The organism is Ruegeria sp. CDSC079 (assembly GCF_059610505.1).
Map to the genome: position 1 here is coordinate 152,167 of NZ_JBXWNT010000005.1, position 20,067 is coordinate 172,233.

General features: G+C 56.6%; 20 protein-coding genes and 1 tRNA gene. 8 read left to right on the top strand and 13 right to left on the bottom strand.

Features of this window, described 5'->3' with window-relative positions; translation table 11 throughout:
- The first annotated feature begins 36 nt into the window (after nt 1-36).
- Nucleotides 37-2,019: a DNA/RNA non-specific endonuclease gene (locus AC2FIC_RS10955; RefSeq protein ID WP_496691732.1), complete on the top strand. Its 1,983-nt coding sequence runs from the start codon at nt 37-39 to the stop codon at nt 2,017-2,019.
- Between the two features lie 37 nt (nt 2,020-2,056).
- On the opposite strand, the gene AC2FIC_RS10960 is transcribed toward AC2FIC_RS10955, so the two are convergent.
- From AC2FIC_RS10960 to hutC, 4 genes are all read right to left on the bottom strand, one after another.
- Nucleotides 2,057-2,134: transfer RNA gene (locus AC2FIC_RS10960), tRNA-Arg, on the bottom strand.
- Nucleotides 2,135-2,759: 625 nt separating this feature from the next.
- Complete coding sequence (locus tag AC2FIC_RS10965; RefSeq protein WP_496691733.1) at nt 2,760-4,136, bottom strand: formimidoylglutamate deiminase; 1,377 nt, start codon at nt 4,134-4,136, stop codon at nt 2,760-2,762.
- Nucleotides 4,137-4,180: 44 nt separating this feature from the next.
- Complete coding sequence (hutG, locus tag AC2FIC_RS10970) at nt 4,181-4,984, bottom strand: N-formylglutamate deformylase (RefSeq protein ID WP_496691734.1); 804 nt, start codon at nt 4,982-4,984, stop codon at nt 4,181-4,183.
- Between the two features lie 96 nt (nt 4,985-5,080).
- A complete protein-coding gene (hutC, locus tag AC2FIC_RS10975; RefSeq protein ID WP_246097191.1) occupies nt 5,081-5,785 on the bottom strand; it encodes a histidine utilization transcriptional repressor HutC in 705 nt (234 codons plus the stop codon).
- A gap of 216 nt (nt 5,786-6,001) precedes the next feature.
- On the opposite strand from hutC, the gene hutI reads away from it, so the two are divergent.
- The 3 genes from hutI (at nt 6,002) to hutU (ending at nt 10,521) form a co-directional block, all read left to right on the top strand.
- Complete coding sequence (gene hutI / locus AC2FIC_RS10980) at nt 6,002-7,210, top strand: imidazolonepropionase (protein WP_496691735.1); 1,209 nt, start codon at nt 6,002-6,004, stop codon at nt 7,208-7,210.
- Nucleotides 7,207-8,742: a histidine ammonia-lyase gene (gene hutH, locus AC2FIC_RS10985; RefSeq protein ID WP_496691736.1), complete on the top strand. Its 1,536-nt coding sequence runs from the start codon at nt 7,207-7,209 to the stop codon at nt 8,740-8,742. The genes hutI and hutH overlap by 4 nt, the downstream gene beginning before the upstream one ends.
- A gap of 105 nt (nt 8,743-8,847) precedes the next feature.
- Nucleotides 8,848-10,521, top strand: a complete 1,674-nt coding sequence (hutU, locus tag AC2FIC_RS10990; protein ID WP_496691737.1) for a urocanate hydratase — start codon at nt 8,848-8,850, stop codon at nt 10,519-10,521.
- 101 nt (nt 10,522-10,622) lie between these two features.
- On the opposite strand, the gene glyA is transcribed toward hutU, so the two are convergent.
- Complete coding sequence (gene glyA, locus AC2FIC_RS10995; protein WP_496870165.1) at nt 10,623-11,930, bottom strand: serine hydroxymethyltransferase; 1,308 nt, start codon at nt 11,928-11,930, stop codon at nt 10,623-10,625.
- Nucleotides 11,931-12,033: 103 nt separating this feature from the next.
- Between glyA and AC2FIC_RS11000 the strand changes: the two genes are divergently transcribed.
- The gene (locus AC2FIC_RS11000) at nt 12,034-12,903 is read left to right on the top strand and encodes a LysR family transcriptional regulator (protein ID WP_496691739.1); all 870 of its coding nucleotides are present in this window, start codon (nt 12,034-12,036) and stop codon (nt 12,901-12,903) included.
- A gap of 8 nt (nt 12,904-12,911) precedes the next feature.
- Here the strand turns inward: AC2FIC_RS11000 and AC2FIC_RS11005 are convergent, their stop codons facing one another.
- Both AC2FIC_RS11005 and AC2FIC_RS11010 read right to left on the bottom strand, forming a co-directional pair.
- Complete coding sequence (locus tag AC2FIC_RS11005) at nt 12,912-13,388, bottom strand: GNAT family N-acetyltransferase (RefSeq protein WP_142635670.1); 477 nt, start codon at nt 13,386-13,388, stop codon at nt 12,912-12,914.
- Nucleotides 13,389-13,700, bottom strand: a complete 312-nt coding sequence (locus tag AC2FIC_RS11010; RefSeq protein ID WP_142635668.1) for an ETC complex I subunit — start codon at nt 13,698-13,700, stop codon at nt 13,389-13,391.
- Nucleotides 13,701-13,858: 158 nt separating this feature from the next.
- Between AC2FIC_RS11010 and AC2FIC_RS11015 the strand changes: the two genes are divergently transcribed.
- Together AC2FIC_RS11015 and uvrB are read left to right on the top strand one after the other, a co-directional pair.
- Nucleotides 13,859-14,338, top strand: a complete 480-nt coding sequence (locus AC2FIC_RS11015; RefSeq protein WP_271948305.1) for an SRPBCC family protein — start codon at nt 13,859-13,861, stop codon at nt 14,336-14,338.
- A gap of 81 nt (nt 14,339-14,419) precedes the next feature.
- Nucleotides 14,420-16,606 (top strand): excinuclease ABC subunit UvrB, encoded by a 2,187-nt coding sequence (uvrB, locus tag AC2FIC_RS11020; protein ID WP_496691741.1) that lies wholly within the window; start codon nt 14,420-14,422, stop codon nt 16,604-16,606.
- A gap of 48 nt (nt 16,607-16,654) precedes the next feature.
- Here uvrB and AC2FIC_RS11025 read toward each other — a convergent pair whose 3' ends face one another.
- The 3 genes from AC2FIC_RS11025 to AC2FIC_RS11035 form a co-directional block, all read right to left on the bottom strand.
- The gene (locus tag AC2FIC_RS11025; RefSeq protein ID WP_496691742.1) at nt 16,655-17,131 is read right to left on the bottom strand and encodes a hypothetical protein; all 477 of its coding nucleotides are present in this window, start codon (nt 17,129-17,131) and stop codon (nt 16,655-16,657) included.
- Nucleotides 17,132-17,307: 176 nt separating this feature from the next.
- Entirely contained in the window at nt 17,308-17,598 is a 291-nt protein-coding gene (locus AC2FIC_RS11030) for an antibiotic biosynthesis monooxygenase family protein (protein WP_142635662.1), read from the bottom strand.
- Between the two features lie 275 nt (nt 17,599-17,873).
- Nucleotides 17,874-18,320, bottom strand: coding sequence for a MarR family winged helix-turn-helix transcriptional regulator (locus AC2FIC_RS11035; protein WP_271948315.1), 447 nt, complete (start codon nt 18,318-18,320; stop codon nt 17,874-17,876).
- Nucleotides 18,321-18,430: 110 nt separating this feature from the next.
- Between AC2FIC_RS11035 and AC2FIC_RS11040 the strand changes: the two genes are divergently transcribed.
- Entirely contained in the window at nt 18,431-18,655 is a 225-nt protein-coding gene (locus tag AC2FIC_RS11040) for a hexameric tyrosine-coordinated heme protein (RefSeq protein ID WP_142635660.1), read from the top strand.
- Nucleotides 18,656-18,698: 43 nt separating this feature from the next.
- Here the strand turns inward: AC2FIC_RS11040 and AC2FIC_RS11045 are convergent, their stop codons facing one another.
- The 3 genes from AC2FIC_RS11045 to AC2FIC_RS11055 form a co-directional block, all read right to left on the bottom strand.
- A complete protein-coding gene (locus tag AC2FIC_RS11045) occupies nt 18,699-19,052 on the bottom strand; it encodes an MmcQ/YjbR family DNA-binding protein (protein WP_142635658.1) in 354 nt (117 codons plus the stop codon).
- 38 nt (nt 19,053-19,090) lie between these two features.
- Entirely contained in the window at nt 19,091-19,492 is a 402-nt protein-coding gene (locus AC2FIC_RS11050; RefSeq protein ID WP_246097187.1) for an excalibur calcium-binding domain-containing protein, read from the bottom strand.
- 157 nt (nt 19,493-19,649) lie between these two features.
- Nucleotides 19,650-20,057 carry a universal stress protein gene (locus tag AC2FIC_RS11055; protein ID WP_281972496.1) on the bottom strand — a complete coding sequence of 136 codons (408 nt, stop codon included), beginning with the start codon at nt 20,055-20,057 and terminating at the stop codon, nt 19,650-19,652.
- Between the last annotated feature and the right edge of the window lie 10 nt (nt 20,058-20,067).

Here is a 20,067-nt window from a genome sequence, read left to right on the forward strand (position 1 = left end):
GTTTGAAAACTTCATATTAGCTGAGGAACCAATGCCATGAGCGATTTCGAAAAGGAAACATTCAGCCGGCTGGAAGGCCTTGGAAATGCCGGAACAATCGACAAGGCGCGTGAGGCTCTGGATACCAGTCCGGGCATTCTTGGTGAAATGGGCCTGACACCGGATCGTGCCCGTGAATTGATGGGCGCGCAGATGAATAAGCTGGAAAGCTTTGGCTCTACGCCCTCGCAACTTGAAGCCATCGTGCGCGCGGTCGGACGCCCTCCCCTGATCGTGCGCGGCGGCAAGGTTGAAGGCAAACAATCGCTGTCATCCGACTTTCCGCCGGATATCGACATTCGTATCGGCAAGGCCGAAGACAATATCGCCTCGGTCGGGCGGATCGAGTTTATCAATCATGACTTTAGCTGGGGTGGCACTGGCTGGGTGATCGAAAAGAAGGACGACCATCTGCTGATCATCACCAATCGCCATGTTGCCAAGCTGGTCGCGCGGCGCAGTTTCCTGGGCGATGGTGTCTTCATGTTTGCCCCCGGCAATGCCCGCTATGGCGCCCGGATAGATTTCCTGGAAGAGGTCGGCGCGGCACAAGACCCCGAACGGCTTTTCGACATTCGCAAGTTCACCTATATCGCCGAAGATGCGGCCGCAGATATCGCGCTTGGAAAGATCGACCTGCCCGCAGATACGGCCAATTTCACGCCTACGCCGATCCCGCGCGCCGATACGGATGCCCAGCACGGCGAATGCGTCGCGGTGATCGGGTATCCCGCCAAGGATTCCCTGCGCAATGACCCCACGCAGATGTCCAACTATTTCAACGACCTGTATGACGTGAAACGCTTTTCGCCCGGATTTCTCATCGAAGATGGCGGCGTGACGATCCTGCGCCATGACTGCACGACTTTGGGCGGCAACTCGGGCTCGCCTGTGATCTCGTTGGACAGCGGCAAAGCGGTTGGTCTGCATTATGCAGGTACCTTCGGCGTCGGAAACTCGGCGGTCAGGATCAGCACGGTCAACGCATTGTTGGACGGGGCGGTGCCGACCTCGATCCCCGGAACTGAAATCGCCCGGCCAGAACGACCTGACGGAAACCATGACGCAGACCATTTTGAACCGCGCGACGGGTACAACCCGGACTTCCTTCAAGTGGCAGAGGTCCCTCTGCCGATGGTACCGAATGCGTTTGGGCTTGCCACTCCGTCGGATGCGACCCCGGAACGCCCCAACGAATTGCGCTATCAGAATTTCGGCATTCTCTATTCTGCGACTTTCAAAACACCGATCATTGCCGCGCTAAATATCGATGGTGCCAAGACCCGACCGCAAAAACGAGGTAGCGACAAGTGGTTCGCTGACCTGCGCATCCCAGCAAATGTCCAACTCGGCAAAGAGGATTATGATCACGCGGATATTGACCGGGGCCACCTGGTTCGCCGTGCGGCGACAAATTGGGGTGTCGATGATGCACAGGCCAAACAGGCCAATGATGACAGCTTTCACTATACCGCTGCTGCCCCGCAGCACCGGGCCTTTAACCGGAGCCACGCGCAATGGTTGGGTCTTGAGAACTTTATCATGACAAATGTGCGCACACATGGATTCAAGGCCTGTGTGTTCACCGGACCAATCCTGACCGGTGACGAGCCGATGTTGAAAGATACCGGATCGCCGGTACCCCTGAAGTTCTTCAAGCTTGTGACCATGCTGGCCGAAGAGGATGGCAGCGAAGGCATTCTTCGCCTTCATTCCACCGCCTATGTACTCAGCCAGGTTGAGGTCATCCAACAGATGCTCTCGAACCAGGGGAGCGTGGAATCTGTCGGTGGATTTGAGTTTGGTGCCTATAAGACATTCCAGATCCGCGTCCGGGATTTGGAAAAATTAACCGGGCTGAACTTTGGCCCCCTTAGCGACGCCGACCCATTGGCGCAGCGTCTGACCGATGCAGAAAGCCTGGCGGGACAACCACGTCCGATCGTCACAGTCGAGAGCTTTGCCAACGTCGTAATCTGAGGGTGGCGGATGAATACTCAATTAGGAATTGTGCATTTGGCGAGCCGTGGAGGACTCGAACCCCCGACCTGAGAATTAGAAGTTCCCTGCTCTAATCCAGCTGAGCTAACGGCCCGCTCATATTCTGGCTGTATCAGCCAAATCCCTCGCCTTGTCAACTTGATGGAGAGATGAGGTTTTGGGGCAAAAAACCTCTCTGATTTCAGCATTATCTCTGACCGGAGCAAGCTTATACAGGTACCTTGATTGCTGGGTGAACTGCACCTCGAAGCCATGCCTCAAAAGGCCCTAACCGAGTCGAACTTACCAGACTAATTCAGGCCGCTTATGCAGCCTGTCACGATGACGGAATACATCGGCAAACTGGGATGCCGCCACCTGCATCACTGCAATTTGATATTGCGCCGCGCAGTGGCAGACCTGTTTGATCAGATCTTCCGCAGATCCCAGCTGATTGCGGTGGCCGGAATTGTTAATAGCACCGCACACATGCCCAGACCCGTCATTGGGGGGTACGGTGATCCAGTTCCGTTTCGCTCAGATCCGCCAGCATCACGCGCGCCATTGATGTGACAAGGTACGGAAGGCGCGAACCAACTGGAATGTTCGAATCCAATGGGCTGGGTGACAGAAAATTCCTTGGCGATCTCGGACAATGTTTTCAGCCTGACCAGCACCAAGTGCCCCAAGGTTCTTAAGCTCGCGCAGTAATGAGTTCCGTTGGTTCTATTCACCCTTCATCATAGTTTTTGCGCCAACCGACGCATGGTGGAAATATATCCGGCGTCGATGGACTCGTGATCGGGGTGCTGACCATCTTCAATGACCTTTTGACCAGCAACATAGACGGCAATGATTTCTGCCTGCTGACCCGAGAACATGTGGAAATCCAGCACGGCTTCGGGCGACACCGCCGCCATCAGACCATTCCTATCGTAAGACAATTCTACAAAATCAGCACGGCACCCTTCTGCGATACGGCCGATATTGCGCCCGGCTGCACGTGCTCCACCTTGGGCGGCGGCTTGCCAGAGATAACCGCCGACATTGGGCATGTCCTTGGAGCACATAACATTGCGCTGCCGGTGCAGCAGGCGCTGACTATATTCCAGTGTGCGCAGCTCCTGAACTGCCTGGGTACAGATGTTGCTGTCCGAGCCGATACCAAAATGGCCATTTGCTGCCACGAAATCGACCGCCCGGAAAATCCCGTCTCCAAGATTTGATTCCGTCAGCGGGCACAGACCCACGGTCGCACCCGAAGCGGCAATGGCCGCAACCTCGGCGTCATCCAGATGGGTGGCATGGATCAGGCACCACGCGGCGTCAATCTGGACCTGGTCCATCAGCGCCGAAACAGAGCGTTTGCCACTATGGGCGATACTGTCTTCCACCTCTTTGGTCTGTTCGGCCACATGGATGTGAACTGGACACCCCGGCAACTGGTCTTGCCGAAGCTCCATAAGCCATGACATTTCATCCTCGGTTACGGCGCGCAGGGAATGCGGCGCGATTCCGAGGTTAAGCTTTTCATGCTGCTGCTTCAGGGTTTCGATCAGCAAAGCGTATTGATCACGTGCATTGGTGAATCGCCTCTGAGCATCTTGCGGAGACAGCCCGCCGAAATTTGCGTGTGCATAAAACACCGGAAGATGCGTCAGGCTGAGGCTCGTTCGATCTGCAGCAGAGACAATAGCAGAAGACAGCTCCTCAGGTTGGGCGTAGTGCGCTCCATCCTCTTTGTTGTGCAGATAATGAAACTCGACAATCTCGGTATAGCCGCCTTTGAGCAATTCCATATACAGCTTGGCAGTGATTGCCTGCAGGTCCTCGGGCGATACGTTATGAGCGAAATAATACATCATTTCGCGCCAGGACCAGAAGCTGTCGACCGGATTCCGGCGCACTTCTGATAACCCGGCCATCGCGTATTGAAAGGAATGACTGTGCAGGTTGGGCATGCCCGGCACAACCGGCCTTTCAATCACCGGATAGGCGTTGGGATTGTCGTCTGCGACCAGTGCTCCGAACTCACCAGATTCCGTGACGATTACAGAGATATTGCTAAGCCAACCCTGGTCCGTCAGTGCCTGTTTGAAATGAAATCCAGTTGTCATCCACTTTCCTTTACTTGGATGCCGTATCGGCGAGTCTGTTTGGGTCATCCACGGGTGGTGTTAACTTCATCCAACAACGCGGTAACAAGGTTCTTGATCGCGGTGCCAAGCACCTCTGCCTTAGGGGACACAAGATCCCAAGGGGCGTGCTCGATCATATAGGTGGACTGTGCAATTTCGAGTTGCAGCGCATGAATGTTCTGGTCGGGTTGGCCATAGTGCCGGGTAATATGGCCTCCCTTAAAGCGGCCGTTTTTGACAAAGCTGTATTGGCCGGACCCCAGCGATCTTTCGGCGCAGGCCTCAAAGCGCGCGGCTGTGCTGGCCCCGCTATTTGTGCCCAGATTCAAATCCGGCAGCACCCCATCAAACAGCCTTGGCACTTCGGAACGGATGGAATGCAGATCCAACAGTATGCAGGTGCCAAACTGCGCCCTGATCCGCAGAATCTCAGACTTGAGCGCCTGATGATACGGTGCCCAATAGGATTGGATGCGCGCCTGTGTCTCCTGCCCATCTGGCTCTTGCCCTTCCAGATAAAGCGGCTGACCGTCAAAATCGATTTGCGATATCAGGCCGGTTGTCGGACCGGAATAAAGCGGCGCGTCATCAGCTGAACGGTTCAGGTCCACCACATAGCGCGAATACTGCGCCGCCATGACACCCACACCCAATTCGGCACAAGGCAGCGCCAGCTTGTCCATGTGCCAATCCGTATCCTTCAGCTCCAGCGCGGCGGGTCGCAAACGGCGTTCAACCTCCGGAGGCAGCAAGGTTCCGGCATGTGGGACATTCAGCAAAATCGGCGTTGAACCCGCCTTAAACGTCATTAGATTCTGAACAGCCATCGCGTTCCCTTTGTTTGATGTTCTGTCAGCCCATAATTCGGCAGACCGACGAAGACCGACATTTTTTACCGCCCCAAAAGCTGGAATCCGGTCAGATCAGAGATGTGTCGTCATCCGGTATCCCGGCGCAAAGTAAAGCTTGGCATATGTCACCGGCGCGCGACGCAGCCAGGTAATGCGTTCGGCGGTAAAGATCGGGTCGCCAGGTGGCGTGTCCAGGAACTTGGAGATTTCACCATCAGCCTTGGTCGCCATGAAACTAAGCTCCAGATTGCTGAATGGCACCCTGTTAACCAACCAGTCATTCGGCCCCGATTGTTCGAAACTTTCCTCCAACACTTCAGGTACAACGTCGGCAACTATCCATCGCACCTCAAGCTGAAACGCTACGTTGTCGGCATAATGCATACATCGCAGGTGCAAGACGTCCTGCTCTTTTTTCAGGTCGAGGCGTGATGCCAGCCAGGACGGTGCGGGTTGCACCTCTCGGTCCACCAAAGAGTACCGATAGGCCGCACCGGTGGCCGTTATCTCGTCACGCACCAAAGGGATCGCAAATTGCGCCTTTCTGATGGGAGAATTCAGAACCCGCGTGCCGGCCTTGCGTTTTCTTTCCAGGTATCCTTCTTCGGCAAGCTCTCTCAACGCCCGGTTGACCGTTGTTCGTGTACTTGAGAATTCAGCGGCCAAATCCATCTCGCTTGGCAAAATGGAATCCGGGCTCCAGATACCGGTTTGGATTCGATCCAAAACCACCTGCTTGATGTCCCGAAAGCTCATGTTCCCCTGAGGTCTTGCCATAAAACTCCCCAACTCAAAAACCGGCCTTAATTGGCTTATACATACACATAAGACATCTGCAATGAAGCATGTAACTCTGCCCCGCACCTAAGACCTCTACCTAATTTGCCTCCAAGAAGGCGGCTTCGGCGCGATGCCTTTCATTATTTTGTGTACACATTATACAGTAATCAGTATACCTATTTCAGAAGCATTACAACTTGGGATCAGATTCTCATGACTGGTAAAACAACCCTTCGTGGCGCAAAAATTGCAACACAAGCCAGCCAGCAGGGCCCTTATGGGCTAATCGAGGATGGCATCATCGTAATATCAGGTGAGTTTATCGAATGGGTCGGACCCAGACGCGATCTGCCCGATGAATATACCGAGCTTGAGGCCGAGGATCTGAACGGACGCCTTGTGACGCCAGGTTTGATCGACTGCCACACCCATGTTGTATTTGGCGGCGACCGCGCCCAAGAGTTTGAAATGCGCCTGAATGGTGCAAGCTATGAACAGGTTGCGCGCGCCGGAGGCGGTATTAACGCAACCGTTCAAGCGACACGGGCCGCCAGCCTGGAAGAGCTGATAGAAAGTGCATTGCCCCGCGTCGACGCGATGATCCAAGAGGGCATGACCACTATCGAAATCAAGTCCGGCTATGGGCTAGAACAACAGACAGAGCTGAACATGCTGCGCGCCGCGCGCGAAATTGGAAAACGTCGCCCAGTTTCTGTTCAAACCACATATCTGGGCGCCCACGCGACTCCGCCAGAGTACAAGGGGCGCGATGACGCCTATATCGACGAGGTCGTCATTCCGACCTTGCGGGCCGCCCATGTAGAAGGGCTGGTCGATGCGGTTGACGGATTCTGCGAAGGGATCGCCTTTCAGCCCAAACAGATCGCCCGTGTCTTTGACGCCGCCGCTGCGCTTGGCCTTCCGGTTAAACTGCATGCCGAGCAGCTTTCTAATCTGGGCGGGGCGCAGCTTGCCGCCTCCTATGGCGCATTGTCTGCGGATCATATCGAGTATCTTGACGAAGACGGCGTGATCACCATGGCCCAGGTGGGAACAGCGGGCGTAATCCTGCCCGGTGCGTTCTATACTCTGCGTGAAACGCGTCAGCCTCCGATTGAGCTGCTGCGCAAACACGATGTCCCAATGGCACTGGCAACCGATTGCAATCCGGGATCATCCCCCCTGACATCTCTTCTTCTGACCATGAATATGGGCTGCACGCTGTTCCGCATGACGCCAGAGGAAACACTTGCGGGCGTGACCTGTAACGCCGCGCGTGCCCTTGGTTTGAGTGATCGCGGTATGATCGCCGCGGGTCAGCGGGCCGATCTGGCGGTCTGGAATGTGGGCCATCCGGCCGAGCTTTCTTATCGTATCGGGTTCAACCCGCTTCACAAACGCATCTTTGGAGGTCAAGCGTGACAACTCTCACTCTGGCGCCCGGGCAGGCTACTCTGCCTCAGCTTGAAACCATCTATTGGGATGAAGCCTCGGTCATACTGGATCCGACGTGTCGTCCTGCGGTCGAGGCGGCCGCAAAACGGATCGCTATCGCCGCTGCGGGTGATGTACCGGTTTATGGCGTCAACACGGGTTTTGGCAAATTGGCCAGTCTCAAGATCAAATCTGAAGACACCGCCACTTTGCAGCGAAACCTGATCCTCAGCCATTGCTGCGGCGTAGGAAACGCGATGCCCCGCCGGATGGTTCGGCTTATGATGTCTCTTAAGCTATTGAGTTTTGGCCGTGGCGCATCTGGCGTCCGCTGGCAACTGATCGAGCTTATGCAAGACATGCTGGAAAAAGGCGTCACCCCTGTTGTTCCAAATCAAGGATCGGTTGGCGCGTCAGGCGATCTGGCACCTCTTTCACATATGACCGCAGTGGTGATCGGTGAGGGAGAGGCGGAATATAAAGGCGAAATTCTTCCGGGTGCCGAGGCGCTTGCAAAGGCTGGCCTGTCCCCGATCGAGCTTGGCCCCAAGGAAGGTTTGGCCTTTATCAATGGCACACAGTTTTCAACGGCCTATGCGCTTGCCGGTATGTTCGAAGTCTGGCGTGCTGTGCGCAATGCGCTGGTCATCTCGGCCATGTCCACCGATGCCATCATGGGATCAACCGCTCCGCTGCAGCCCGAAATCCATGCGCTGCGAGGACATCGTGGCCAGATCGAAGCGGCAAGTTCGATGCGTGAGATACTGGCGCAATCCGAAATTCGAGAAAGCCACCGGGATGATGATACACGTGTTCAGGATCCCTATTGCATCCGCTGTCAGCCGCAGGTGACTGGTGCGGCGATGGATGTCCTGCGACAGGCCGCACAGACCCTTTTGATCGAAGCGAATGCTGCAACAGACAACCCACTTGTGCTGACCGAAGCGGATATGATCGTGTCCGGTGGTAATTTTCACGCGGAACCCGTTGGGTTCGCTGCTGACATGATTGCGCTGGCATTGTCCGAGATTGGCGCGATCAGTCAACGGCGTATTGCTCTGATGGTCGATCCAACGCTCAGCTTCGATCTTCCGCCCTTCCTGACACCTGAACCCGGATTGAATTCCGGCCTGATGATTGCCGAGGTGACGACAGCCGCTTTGATGAGCGAGAACAAGCATCTGGCCAACCCATGTGTCACCGATTCAACACCCACCTCCGCCAATCAGGAAGATCACGTCTCGATGGCAGCGCATGGTGCGCGGCGGCTGTCCCGCATGGTCGAAAACCTCAACCATATCCTTGGGGTCGAGCTGCTCTGCGCCGCACGTGGCATCGAATTCCGCGCCCCCCTCCAGACGAGCCCGTTGCTGCAACAGGCCATCGCACGGCTGCGCGAGGATGTTTCGAGCCTGCAAGAGGATCGCTATATGGCGCCCGATCTGAAAGCTGCAAAGGAATTGGTCGCGTCGGGCGCGTTGCTGAACGCGCTGAACGCCTCTTTGCCGGGCCTTAACTGATGACGGTCTTTGCCATGATGGCGCGCGACCGCAGCCGAGACACATGATTGAAAACTTCAATGCCCTTGCCCTGTCGGGCTCCATCCAATCTGAAGGGAATGACCGATGAGCGATCCTCGTAAGAACAGCCGGGACATCTATCCGCCAACCGGGACCGAACTGAATGCCAAAAGCTGGTTGACCGAAGCACCACTGCGGATGCTGATGAACAACCTGCATCCCGACGTGGCAGAAAACCCGCACGAGCTGGTAGTATATGGCGGCATAGGCCGGGCCGCGCGAACCTGGAAGGATTTCGACCTGATCGTCGACAGCCTGAAAGATCTGGAAGCGGACGAAACCCTGGTCGTGCAATCGGGAAAGCCCGTCGCCATCGTGAAAACCCACAAGGACGCACCGCGCGTGCTGATTGCCAACTCGAACCTGGTGCCGCATTGGGCGAATTGGGATCACTTCAACGAGTTGGATAAGAAAGGTCTGGCGATGTATGGCCAGATGACTGCGGGTTCCTGGATTTACATCGGGTCGCAGGGCATCGTCCAAGGCACCTATGAGACCTTCATGGAAGCAGGACGCCAGCACTATAGTGGCAGTCTGAAAGGCCGTTGGATCCTGACCGGGGGTCTGGGTGGTATGGGCGGTGCTCAGCCACTGGCTGCTGTGATGGCGGGTGCCTGCTGTCTGGCCGTGGAGTGCGACGAGAAATCCGCCGATTTCCGACTGCGCACGCGCTATGTCGACGAGAAAACCCACAGCCTGGACGAGGCGCTGGATATGATCGAGCGTTGGACCAAAGCGGGCGAAGCCAAATCCGTGGCGCTGATCGGCAATGCCGCCGATATCTTCCCCGAGATCCACAAGCGCGGCGTCAAGCCTGACATCGTCACCGATCAGACCAGCGCGCATGACCCGATCAATGGGTACCTGCCTCAAGGTTGGACCGTAGCCGAGTGGCGATCCAAGGCTGAAACCGCTCCGAAGGAAGTGGAAAAGGCTGCCCGCGCCTCGATGAAGGTGCAGGTCGCGGCGATGGTTGCCTTTCACAATGATGGTGTTCCAACCGTAGATTACGGCAACAACATCCGGCAAATGGCGCTTGAGGAAGGTCTAGAAGACGCCTTCGCCTTCCCGGGCTTTGTGCCTGCCTATATCCGTCCGCTATTCTGCCGTGGCATTGGCCCGTTCCGCTGGGCGGCCCTGTCGGGGGACCCCGAGGACATCTACAAGACCGATCAAAAGGTCAAGGATCTGCTGCCCGACAACACACATCTGCACAACTGGCTGGACATGGCGCGCGAACGGATCGCATTCCAGGGCCTGCCCGCGCGCATCTGCTGGGTTGGTCTGGGTGACCGACATCGCCTGGGTCTGGCGTTTAACGAGATGGTCAGAACGGGCGAGCTAAGCGCGCCGGTGGTCATTGGTCGTGACCATCTGGATTCCGGTTCAGTCGCCTCGCCCAACCGCGAGACCGAAGCGATGAAGGACGGGTCTGACGCGGTCTCGGACTGGCCTCTGCTAAATGCACTGGTCAACACTGCCTCGGGCGCGACATGGGTATCTCTGCACCATGGCGGCGGCGTTGGCATGGGCTTTTCCCAGCATGCGGGTGTGGTGATCTGCGCCGACGGCACCGATGATGCTGCCAAACGCCTGGAGCGCGTTTTGTGGAACGACCCTGCCTCGGGCGTGTGGCGTCACGCCGATGCGGGTTATGACCTGGCCAAGGATTGCGCTCGTGAACACGGGCTGCGCCTGCCTGGAATTCTGGGAAACTAAGTTTGGATCAAGCGGAACAGATCCCGGCCATTCATTTGTGAAGGCCGGGATTGAACGAACACCAAACACCGTGCGCGCCGGTTGCTTTTGGAAACGGTGATCTAATGGACAAAGCACAGCGTATTGAACGCGCGTCTCCAGGCTGAAACCTTGGAGGCAATCGGCGCGCCTTGCAGACCTTGTTTGATCAACCCCGCCAGACGATCCGAATCGCCTGCGGTCATCCCCCAACGGACAAGCTCGGGCGTGCCAATCCGCAGACCGTTCATATCACCCTCAACCGCCGCCACGGGCAGACCGATGCCGCAGGCAAGGAACCCAGCTTGGCGTAAGGTTTTTGAGGCCGCTTGCCCGCCCCCGAATGGCTCGGCCAGCACAGCGAACTGGTGAGAGTTGGTAAAGCCCTCGGCCCCAGCGAACACAGGCACATTTTGTGTATCCAAAGCCGCAGCCAATGCCTGCGCCATGGCGATCATCTCTTTCGCATAGGCCGCGCCAAAGTCTTTCCAGTCCAGCATCGTGACCGCAAGCGCGGCAGTTTTCGCCGCATCAAAATTGGCCGTCATGCCGGGAAAGGCGATAGCGTCCAGCGTTTTGGCGATTTCTGCATCATTCGAAACGATCAGCCCACCTGCAGGACCACCAAGGCTTTTATAGGTGCTCATCGTCATGAAATGCGCGCCCTCGGCCAGCGGGTTGGACCAGGCGCGCCCGGCAATAATGCCGCATTGATGGGCCGCATCGAACATGACCTTGGCCCCGACCTCATCGGCGATGGACCGCACTTCGGACACGGGATGCTCGAACAGGTTCAGGCTGCCACCAATCGTAATCAACTTGGGCCGCTCGGCCCGTGCCAGCGCCCGCAGTTGGTCCAGATCAACGGTATAGCCATCGGCATTCACCGGGGCCTCTATGGTGCGCAAGCCGTATAAGCCGGCGCAGCCATCGACATGATGCGTCACATGCCCGCCTAGGGATGCGGGCGGCGCAATGATTGTGTCGCCCGGTTTGCAGGTGGCCATAAAGCCATAGAGGTTGGCAATCGCACCAGAAGGCACACGAACCTCGGTGAATTTGGCATCGAACACATCCGCGCAAAGCTGGGCCGCGATCACTTCGATTTCCTCGATCGCTTCCAGTCCCATTTCGTATTTGTCGCCGGGATACCCCAAAGAGGGGCGCGACCCGATGCCAGAGGATAATAGCGCTTCGGCTTTCGGGTTCATCACATTGGTCGCAGGGTTGAGGTTAAAGCACTCTTCCTCATGGATCACTCGGTTCTGCTCGGCCAGCTGCTCGATACGGGCCAGCAGATCGGCAGACGTTGCGGACGCCGTCGTGGCCGCTATGTCTTGAATCAGGGTTTCACTGGTGCTCGGCACCCAATCTCGTTGTGCAAGCGTCATTGGACGTCCTCCGTTTTGCAGCATGGTGGCAGCCATTCCGTGACAGCGCAAAGCAGATTTGCTATTTCTTGGCGTAGAAAAACTAAGGCTTGAAATGAGTGTCATGCCCAAACGCCCGAAAGGGCCCCCGCTGAATGCAATGCGCGCCTTTGAAGCTGCCGCACGTCATGACAGCTTTGTCGCCGCCGCTGAGGAATTGAGCGTTACGCCCGGAGCGATTTCGCAGCACATCAAGACACTGGAAGGCTGGGCAGGTACCGCGTTGTTTCGGCGCAACGCGCAGGGGGTGGAACTGACCAAGGCCGGGGCTTCGCTGGTGGCTGAATTCTCTGCGGCCTTCGACGGGTTGGCCGAGGCGACGCGTGCCCTCCGCAACCTCAAACCCAACGCCGATTTTCATATCGCCGCCTTGCCATCTGTTGCGCAGCTTTGGCTGCCGAAACGGCTAAGCCGGGTCAGGGCGCAGTTTCCGCATATCAATTTTTCGGTGACCGCGATGGAAAACCCACCCAGTCTTGATCGGGAATTGTTCGATCTGGCCATATTCATTGGCGAACCGAATGCTGAGCCCGAGCAGATTTGCATTTGCCCCGATCTTATCTCTCCAGTCGGCGCGCCTAGCCTGATCGAACGTATGAACCACTTTGGCGACACCGTCCTTCTGCATGACCAGACCTGGAACGACGATTGGACAATCTGGTCACAGAACACGGGAATTGAACTGCAAGATGCGCAGACCGGGCCGAAGTTTTCTCTGTACAGCCTGGCCGTGGAGGAAGCGAAGGCAGGTGCGGGTATTCTGATGGGGCATCTATGTTTGCTTGAGGATGCCCTGGCAAGCGGCGCTCTTAAGTCTGCAAGCGAATCCACCTGCCCAACGGGCCGCTTTCTGTTCGTCCAGATACCTGGCGCAACGCGACAAAGACTCGAAACGCAACAGGTCGTGGCATTGCTGAACGAAGATAGTGCCTAACAACCGGCCTATTCTGCGGGCTTTAGATCCAATCGCATGAAGGCACTGTTGGGGTCGGCCTCATAGCCGTAGATCGGGCCGCAATAGGAATAGCCCAGCGCTTCATACAGCCTGCGCGCGGCGTCGTAGTAGGACAGATGATCGGCGCCCGTCTCAAGAACCAGCGCCGAGGTCCCTTCGACCCGTGCGTGATCAGCAAGATGGGTCATCATCACTCGCGCCAGACCGCGGCCACGTGCGGTGGCAAGGATATGCACGGATTTGACTTCGGCGGTCCCATCCGGCAGCGCCTTTAGCGCGCCGCAGCCCAGCACCTTGTTACCCTCATACAAAGCCCAGAACCGCATTCCGGGCCCGGCCAAGGCACTGGCATCCATCGTGTGATTGCTCTCGGCTGGCCCGGCGGTTTCGCTATGGGCAAAATGCGCCTCGACCACCGGGCGCAATGCGTCGGAGGTTGGGTCAGCCTCGCGAATGTCGATCATTTAATGCGTCCAGGGTGCGCGCCGATCGGTGGCAAAATTTTCGCCATAACCGCGCGCGCGCAGGTTCGGCTTGCGTTTATGCGGTTCACTGACCTGTGCGTCGATACCGTTGTCCTTGGCGTAATCCAGCGCCTCTTCCTTGGTGTCGAAATTCAGACGCACCTGGGTCTGGGTGTCACTGGAAGACGTCCAGCCCATCAACGGATCAACCTCGCGCGTGGATGCTGGGGCATATTCCAACACCCAATGCCGGGTCTTGGCCGTACCCGATGTCATCGCATTCCGCGAAGGCTGGTAGATCCGTGCGCGCATGTCGCCTCTCCGTACTCACTTGGCTGAAGTTGTTTATGCGTCAGAGCGAGGCCTGGGACAAGGTGGCAAATGTCGCGGAGGACAAGGATGTTCTGATGACGAAAACTGTCATTAGGGGAATGGTATAATCATTCAAACGCCACAACAAGGACAGCAAGATGATCCACCACGAACGCAGCCTCGACATTGATACCCGACCCGAAGATATCTGGGCCATTTTGAGCCGGTTCATGCATATCGACGATTTCGCCCCGCAGGTGACATCAGTAGATGCGCTAACACAAGGTGCGGATGGGGTGGGATCGAAACGACGATGCCATTTTGAAAATGGGACGTCTCTGGTCGAAGAAGTCACGGATTGGCAAATCAACCGGGGCTACCGTGTCCGCTTGTCTGAGATGTCTGCAATGCCTCTGACCCAAGCACATGCAGCAATCGCCGTTGAACCCCTTGCCAACAACCAATCCAGAGTAGTCTGGAGCATGGATTATCAAATGAAGTTTGGTCCATTGGGATGGCTGATGGGGCAGACTGTGCTGAAAGCGATGATGGGGCGTGTCCTGGGTGACAACCTGAAAGCGCTTGAAGAAAAGGTGCGTTCGGATCAAATACCGGATCATCGGTTTGCGTATTACTGAAACTGCCGTTTCTAGATCGGATCAGGTCTTGCAGTTGGACAAAATAAGAACAAATGTAGGGGCCTGACCCGGAGCCTGCCCATGCCTTACGCCCATTCCGACAAGACTCAGCTGACTGCTGATGACGTCCGCGCCCGCCTGAAACTGGAAGGCGGTAAAGAATTCGTCATGCATACCGAGTTCTCACCGGCAGGCGACCAGCCCACCGCGATCAAAGAGCTGACCAACGGTATCTTCGACGGCGAAAGAGAACAGGTCCTGCTGGGCGCGACCGGGACGGGCAAGACCTTCACAATGGCCAAAGTGATCGAAGAAACCCAGCGACCCGCCATCATCCTTGCGCCCAACAAGACGCTGGCGGCGCAGCTCTATGGTGAGTTCAAAGGTTTCTTCCCGGAAAACTCGGTCGAGTATTTCGTGTCTTACTACGACTACTACCAACCCGAGGCCTATGTCGCGCGCAGCGACACCTATATCGAGAAAGAATCCCAGATCAACGAACAGATCGACCGGATGCGCCACTCGGCCACGCGGGCGCTGTTGGAACGCGATGACGTAATCATCGTCGCCTCAGTGTCGTGCATCTACGGTATCGGCTCGGTCGAAACCTATGGGGCGATGACGCAGGACCTGAAGGTCGGCGGTGAATACAACCAGCGCCAGATCATGGCCGATCTGGTCGCCCAGCAGTACCGCCGAAATGATCAGGCATTCCAACGGGGCTCGTTCCGGGTGCGGGGTGACAGCCTGGAAATCTGGCCCGCCCACCTTGAAGATCGCGCTTGGAAATTCTCGTTCTTCGGTGAGGAATTGGAAACCATCACCGAGTTCGACCCGCTGACCGGTGAACGCGCCGCGAATATGGAACAGGTGCGGGTTTACGCCAACTCGCACTACGTGACCCCGAAGCCAACGATGAACCAGGCGATCATCGGCATCAAGAAGGAACTCCGCATCCGACTGGATCAACTGGTCGGAGAGGGCAAACTGCTGGAAGCGCAACGTCTGGAACAACGCACGAATTTCGATCTGGAGATGTTGGAGGCCACCGGCGTCTGTAACGGAATCGAAAACTACTCGCGCTATCTGACCGGTCGCGCGCCGGGCGAGCCGCCCCCGACCCTGTTCGAATTCATCCCCGATAACGCCATCGTCTTTGCCGACGAATCCCACGTCAGCGTACCGCAGATCGGCGGCATGTACCGGGGCGACTATCGGCGCAAATTCACCCTGGCCGAACACGGGTTCCGCCTGCCGTCCTGCATGGACAACCGCCCCCTCAAGTTCGAGGAATGGGACGCCATGCGCCCGCAATCCGTGTTCGTCTCGGCCACGCCTGCCAAGTGGGAGATCGAACAGACCGGCGGCGTCTTCACCGAACAGGTGATCCGCCCCACCGGCCTGCTGGATCCCGAGGTCGAAATCCGCCCTGTCGGCATGCAGGTCGACGATCTGCTGGACGAGGTGCGCAAGGTCGCTGCCGATGGATATCGCACGCTGGTCACCACTCTGACCAAACGCATGGCCGAGGACCTGACTGAATACATGCACGAACAGGGCATCAGGGTCCGTTACATGCACTCGGATATCGACACGCTGGAACGCATCGAAATCCTGCGCGACCTGCGGTTGGGCGCGTTTGACGTGCTGATCGGCATCAACCTGCTGCGTGAGGGGCTCGACATCCCTGAATGTGGGCTGGTCGCCATTCTGGACGCCGACAAAGAAGGCTTCCTGCGCTCGGAAACCTCACTGGTTCAGACCATTGGCCGCGCCGCGCGCAACGCCGACGGGCGGGTGATCATGTATGCCGACAAGATCACCGGTTCCATGGAGCGCGCCCTGAACGAAACCAACCGCCGCCGCGCCAAGCAGATGGCCTATAACGAGGAACACGGCATCACACCCGCAACGGTGAAGAAAAATGTCGAGGACGTTCTGGCCGGTCTCTACAAAGGCGACGTCGACATGAACCGCGTCACCGCCACCATCGACAAACCGATGCACGGCGCGAACCTTGAGGCGCATCTGGACGGGCTGCGCGACAAGATGCGCAAAGCCGCCGAGAACCTGGAATTCGAAGAGGCCGCCAATATCAGGGATGAGATCAAACGCCTGGAAGCGGTCGATCTGGCCATCGCCGACGACCCCATGGCACGCCAATGGGCGGTCGAGAAGGCCTCGGAAGACGCGGTGAAATCGCGCGGACGGTCTACGGCTGGACGGCCGGGGCAAAGGGGTGGGAATGTGAAGCGGAGGAAGCGGTAAGCCTTGTCAGGATACCTGTGGGTTTACCGACAAGCGCAATGCATCAGGCTAGCTGTCCTCAGGTCTGAAGCGATTTTTAGATATGTGAATGTCAAAACTCTTTGATACCAATTCGCTAATTGACTCGAGCATCTGAACCCTTCTCGCTAACTCATTGTTATTTAAAAGATTTTTTAACTCTTTACGCCCTGACCCACGAGGCAAGATTTGCACAATTAAATCTATTGGTCTCGCAACGGCTGATCCCACCTCGCTTTGATTGCAAAATCCATGCCCTACGATAAATTTGGAGACCAAACTTATGTGCAATTGGGTTATTTCTTTCCAATCGGATTCGTCCAAATCACCTCCTGGTTCACTCAATCTTTCCTCAAGTAATCGGATGAAATCCCTTAACTCCAATAACAGTTCCTGTGAACAGCGGTAAACAATCTCAGCGTGACCCTTTTCACCTTCTACATCAAATTTTTTCTGCCTCTTTATGAACAAACTGGAAAAGTCTTTGTACATTGCGTCGGTAAACATTTTCTCCTCCCGAAAGTTTTTATTTGACACTCAAATACAGCTTTTCAGCACTAGGATTAATGCATGAGGCCCAAAGCGCCGTTCACCGGGTGCGCGGCACCCGTGTGGTGCTGGCCGAGGATCTGGCACAGTTTCCTTCGCAAAAAAAGGTGGGCGGGAATATCCCGCCCGATACCTTACCCCTTATCCCAATGGGCAATCACATCATACCCAACCGGCGTTGGCGGGCTTTCCATGAACTCGGCGAAATGGCCCCACAGCTCGGCCACTTTGGGCGCGTTCGCGTTCGAGGTCGCCTCGCTTTCAACGACCGAGATCACATAGCCAGACCCGTCCTCGTTCATCACATTGGTAAAGCTGTGCATGCCGGGCATGCCCATGATTTCTGATTTCAATGCGTTCATTTTCGCCGTCGCCGCCTCACGCGTGCCGGGCTTCATCTTGAATTGAGTAATACGTGCAAACATGATCTTCCTCCCTCGTCCGGCGATATCGCCATGTGGCGCGGTCGGAACGACCCCGCCGCACGCAACCTAGCACGACAGCCCGAAATCTCACATTGATACGCGTGATTTGTGGCCATTTTCAACCATACGCCTCACTGTATTTGGGCCACTGACACGCCAGAGTTGCTGCCCAGTGCGGAAGGCTCGACATCTGAATTCACATATTGTGATTCCACAGCCGCAGCCAGATCGAACCCGAACTACCAAAGCGCTGTTCACCGTGTTTGCGGCCTGTGCTAATTGCCGGCCTGTGACAAGCCAGCTTTCAGCTTCTCCAGCGTATTCAAAAGGCGGTCTAGGTCAGGTTCGTCCAGCCCGGTATCGGCGATCATGCAGGCGGTGATCTCATGCGCCACAGACCGCAATGCCGATCCCGCCCCGGTCAGAGAAACAACAACCTGGCGTTCGTCCTCTTTGCTACGGGTTCGGTCGACAAGCCCGTCGGCCTCAAGGCGTTTCAGCAGCGGGGTCAGCGTACTGGTTTCCATCGACAACGCGTTGGCCAACTCACTGACATTTCGCCGGTCTCTCTGCCACAGCAGAGTCAGGGTGATGTATTGCGGATAGGTCAGCCCTAGCGGGCCGAGGTGTCTCTTATAAGCGCGGTTGATCACATGCCATGACGTATAGACCGCATGGCAAAACATCTCGTCGGTCTTCGGTTGGGTCGGAGAATCTGTCACGGCAGCACCTTCGCTCGCTTATATCGTGTACGATATAATTCATTGACCCACACCCGCAAGGTCGTTTATATCGTGATCGATATTATTGTGCACGATATAGGAGGCAGCACATGTCCTGGCTACCAACGCTCATCACCGAGACACCCGAGGAGGGATTTGACCTGGCAATCAAACTATCACGAATGGCGGTTAAGAAGACGCAGCCCAATGACGAGATTCGTCAGCGCCTGAGGCCGATCTACGAAAACGATGCGGACAGCCTGACTATGGTGTCGCATGTCGTGGCGACAAATTACCAGACCGTGGCGGCAGCGAACAACTATTGGCGCAAGTGAGTAAAGGTGAAATGGGCTGGGTGGCGGATGGGATGACCTATTCCTATACGCCCAGTTCCGCCCGCATCTTCTTGGTCAGCTTGGCCACGACCAGATCATAGGACGTCACGATATGCTCGCGCAGCGACGTGTCGCTCATCCCGCGGTCCTCATAGACCTGCAGCCATTTCATCCCGCGCGAGGCCAGATATGGCGCAGGGCGAATTCCGGGTTCGTCGCTCAACACCTCAAAGGCCAGTTCAGTGGCTTTGAAGGTGAAGGCGTCCTGACCGTCGTTCCAGCCGCAGATCGCAAACACCTTGCCCCCCACTTTCCACACGTCTGCATTGCCCCATTGAACCACATGAGAGCTGGCCTTCAGGCCCGCGCAGAAACTGTTGAACTCTGCTCGCGTCATCGGCTCAGCCTCTTTGTTCCGAAGTCCTTACCCACCTGTCAGGGCCTCACGAATTTGGCATTGCCAACGCGTTTTTGAGGGGCAGCGCTTTGTTCTGCATTCGGGGCAATCACTCCACAGGCCACACCATCCTGATCGGGATCGTTTTGCAGGTGATAGCCCGGCTCGCCCTCCAGAAACGGACCAGGAAGAACTGAGAGCGCAGCACCACATCCGGCAAGAGCAACAAGATGTAAAACCGCCTCATCACGCTCGAATTCGGAAGTGCGCAACCAGACGCTCAGGGCAATGATGCCTGTCGTCAGCGGCAACATGAGGACCATCAGCAGAATCCGCACCGGTGACAATGCGCGCCGGCGCAGAGCTTCGGCGCGTTGAACACGTTTGGCCGATTTCGGATCCGTGAACAGCGCCTTTGGAGTGGTCTTTTCTGGCTGCATTCCCGATCAATACACCAGTATCCGTGGGATGCCGATACCTAAGGGACAAACATATCTGTGAAACTCTGTCACGATGCAGGACGCTCTACGAGCCTGGGCCAAGCAAACAAGACAGACCGCCAAATTCTTGGCTGCTCGCTTGTGATCTGGCAGAGACCTAACGCACCACGTGCACTGAGCATGCAGCGTGGCGGACAACATGGGTAGCGGTGGAGCCCAAAAGCAAATCCTGCATACCTGGTCGATGAGACGCGATGATGATCAGATCCGGCTTATTCACGTCGGCCCAGTCAAGGATCGTCCGACCGGAATGCCCCTCGACAACGACTCCGCGGGCGCCCGAAATATTTTCTGCCAGCGCATCCAACTCGGCTTGAACGGCCTTGCGCGCATCGTCCAGATACCCGACCGGCATATAAGCGCTGGCATAGGCCGGTATATGTTCGACCACGTGCAGCAACGTGACCTGCGACTCGGGTGCCGCCAACAGTTGCGCCAGTTTCAATGCGGACGGCATATCACGCGCGTCGTCGAATGAAATTGGTACAAGAATATTGTGATACATGGCACGCGCC

What these genes read in the sequence shown, in the direction of transcription:
- AC2FIC_RS10955 (WP_496691732.1), top strand. Translation starts at nt 37, where the DNA reads ATGAGCGATTTCGAAAAGGAAACATTCAGCCGGCTGGAAGGCCTTGGA.
- AC2FIC_RS10965 (WP_496691733.1), bottom strand. Translation starts at nt 4,136, where the DNA reads ATGACAACTGGATTTCATTTCAAACAGGCACTGACGGACCAGGGTTGG.
- hutG (WP_496691734.1), bottom strand. Translation starts at nt 4,984, where the DNA reads ATGGCTGTTCAGAATCTAATGACGTTTAAGGCGGGTTCAACGCCGATT.
- hutC (WP_246097191.1), bottom strand. Translation starts at nt 5,785, where the DNA reads ATGGCAAGACCTCAGGGGAACATGAGCTTTCGGGACATCAAGCAGGTG.
- hutI (WP_496691735.1), top strand. Translation starts at nt 6,002, where the DNA reads ATGACTGGTAAAACAACCCTTCGTGGCGCAAAAATTGCAACACAAGCC.
- hutU (WP_496691737.1), top strand. Translation starts at nt 8,848, where the DNA reads ATGAGCGATCCTCGTAAGAACAGCCGGGACATCTATCCGCCAACCGGG.
- glyA (WP_496870165.1), bottom strand. Translation starts at nt 11,930, where the DNA reads ATGACGCTTGCACAACGAGATTGGGTGCCGAGCACCAGTGAAACCCTG.
- AC2FIC_RS11000 (WP_496691739.1), top strand. Translation starts at nt 12,034, where the DNA reads ATGCCCAAACGCCCGAAAGGGCCCCCGCTGAATGCAATGCGCGCCTTT.
- AC2FIC_RS11005 (WP_142635670.1), bottom strand. Translation starts at nt 13,388, where the DNA reads ATGATCGACATTCGCGAGGCTGACCCAACCTCCGACGCATTGCGCCCG.
- AC2FIC_RS11010 (WP_142635668.1), bottom strand. Translation starts at nt 13,700, where the DNA reads ATGCGCGCACGGATCTACCAGCCTTCGCGGAATGCGATGACATCGGGT.
- AC2FIC_RS11015 (WP_271948305.1), top strand. Translation starts at nt 13,859, where the DNA reads ATGATCCACCACGAACGCAGCCTCGACATTGATACCCGACCCGAAGAT.
- uvrB (WP_496691741.1), top strand. Translation starts at nt 14,420, where the DNA reads ATGCCTTACGCCCATTCCGACAAGACTCAGCTGACTGCTGATGACGTC.
- AC2FIC_RS11025 (WP_496691742.1), bottom strand. Translation starts at nt 17,131, where the DNA reads ATGTTTACCGACGCAATGTACAAAGACTTTTCCAGTTTGTTCATAAAG.
- AC2FIC_RS11030 (WP_142635662.1), bottom strand. Translation starts at nt 17,598, where the DNA reads ATGTTTGCACGTATTACTCAATTCAAGATGAAGCCCGGCACGCGTGAG.
- AC2FIC_RS11040 (WP_142635660.1), top strand. Translation starts at nt 18,431, where the DNA reads ATGTCCTGGCTACCAACGCTCATCACCGAGACACCCGAGGAGGGATTT.
- AC2FIC_RS11045 (WP_142635658.1), bottom strand. Translation starts at nt 19,052, where the DNA reads ATGACGCGAGCAGAGTTCAACAGTTTCTGCGCGGGCCTGAAGGCCAGC.
- AC2FIC_RS11050 (WP_246097187.1), bottom strand. Translation starts at nt 19,492, where the DNA reads ATGCAGCCAGAAAAGACCACTCCAAAGGCGCTGTTCACGGATCCGAAA.
- AC2FIC_RS11055 (WP_281972496.1), bottom strand. Translation starts at nt 20,057, where the DNA reads ATGTATCACAATATTCTTGTACCAATTTCATTCGACGACGCGCGTGAT.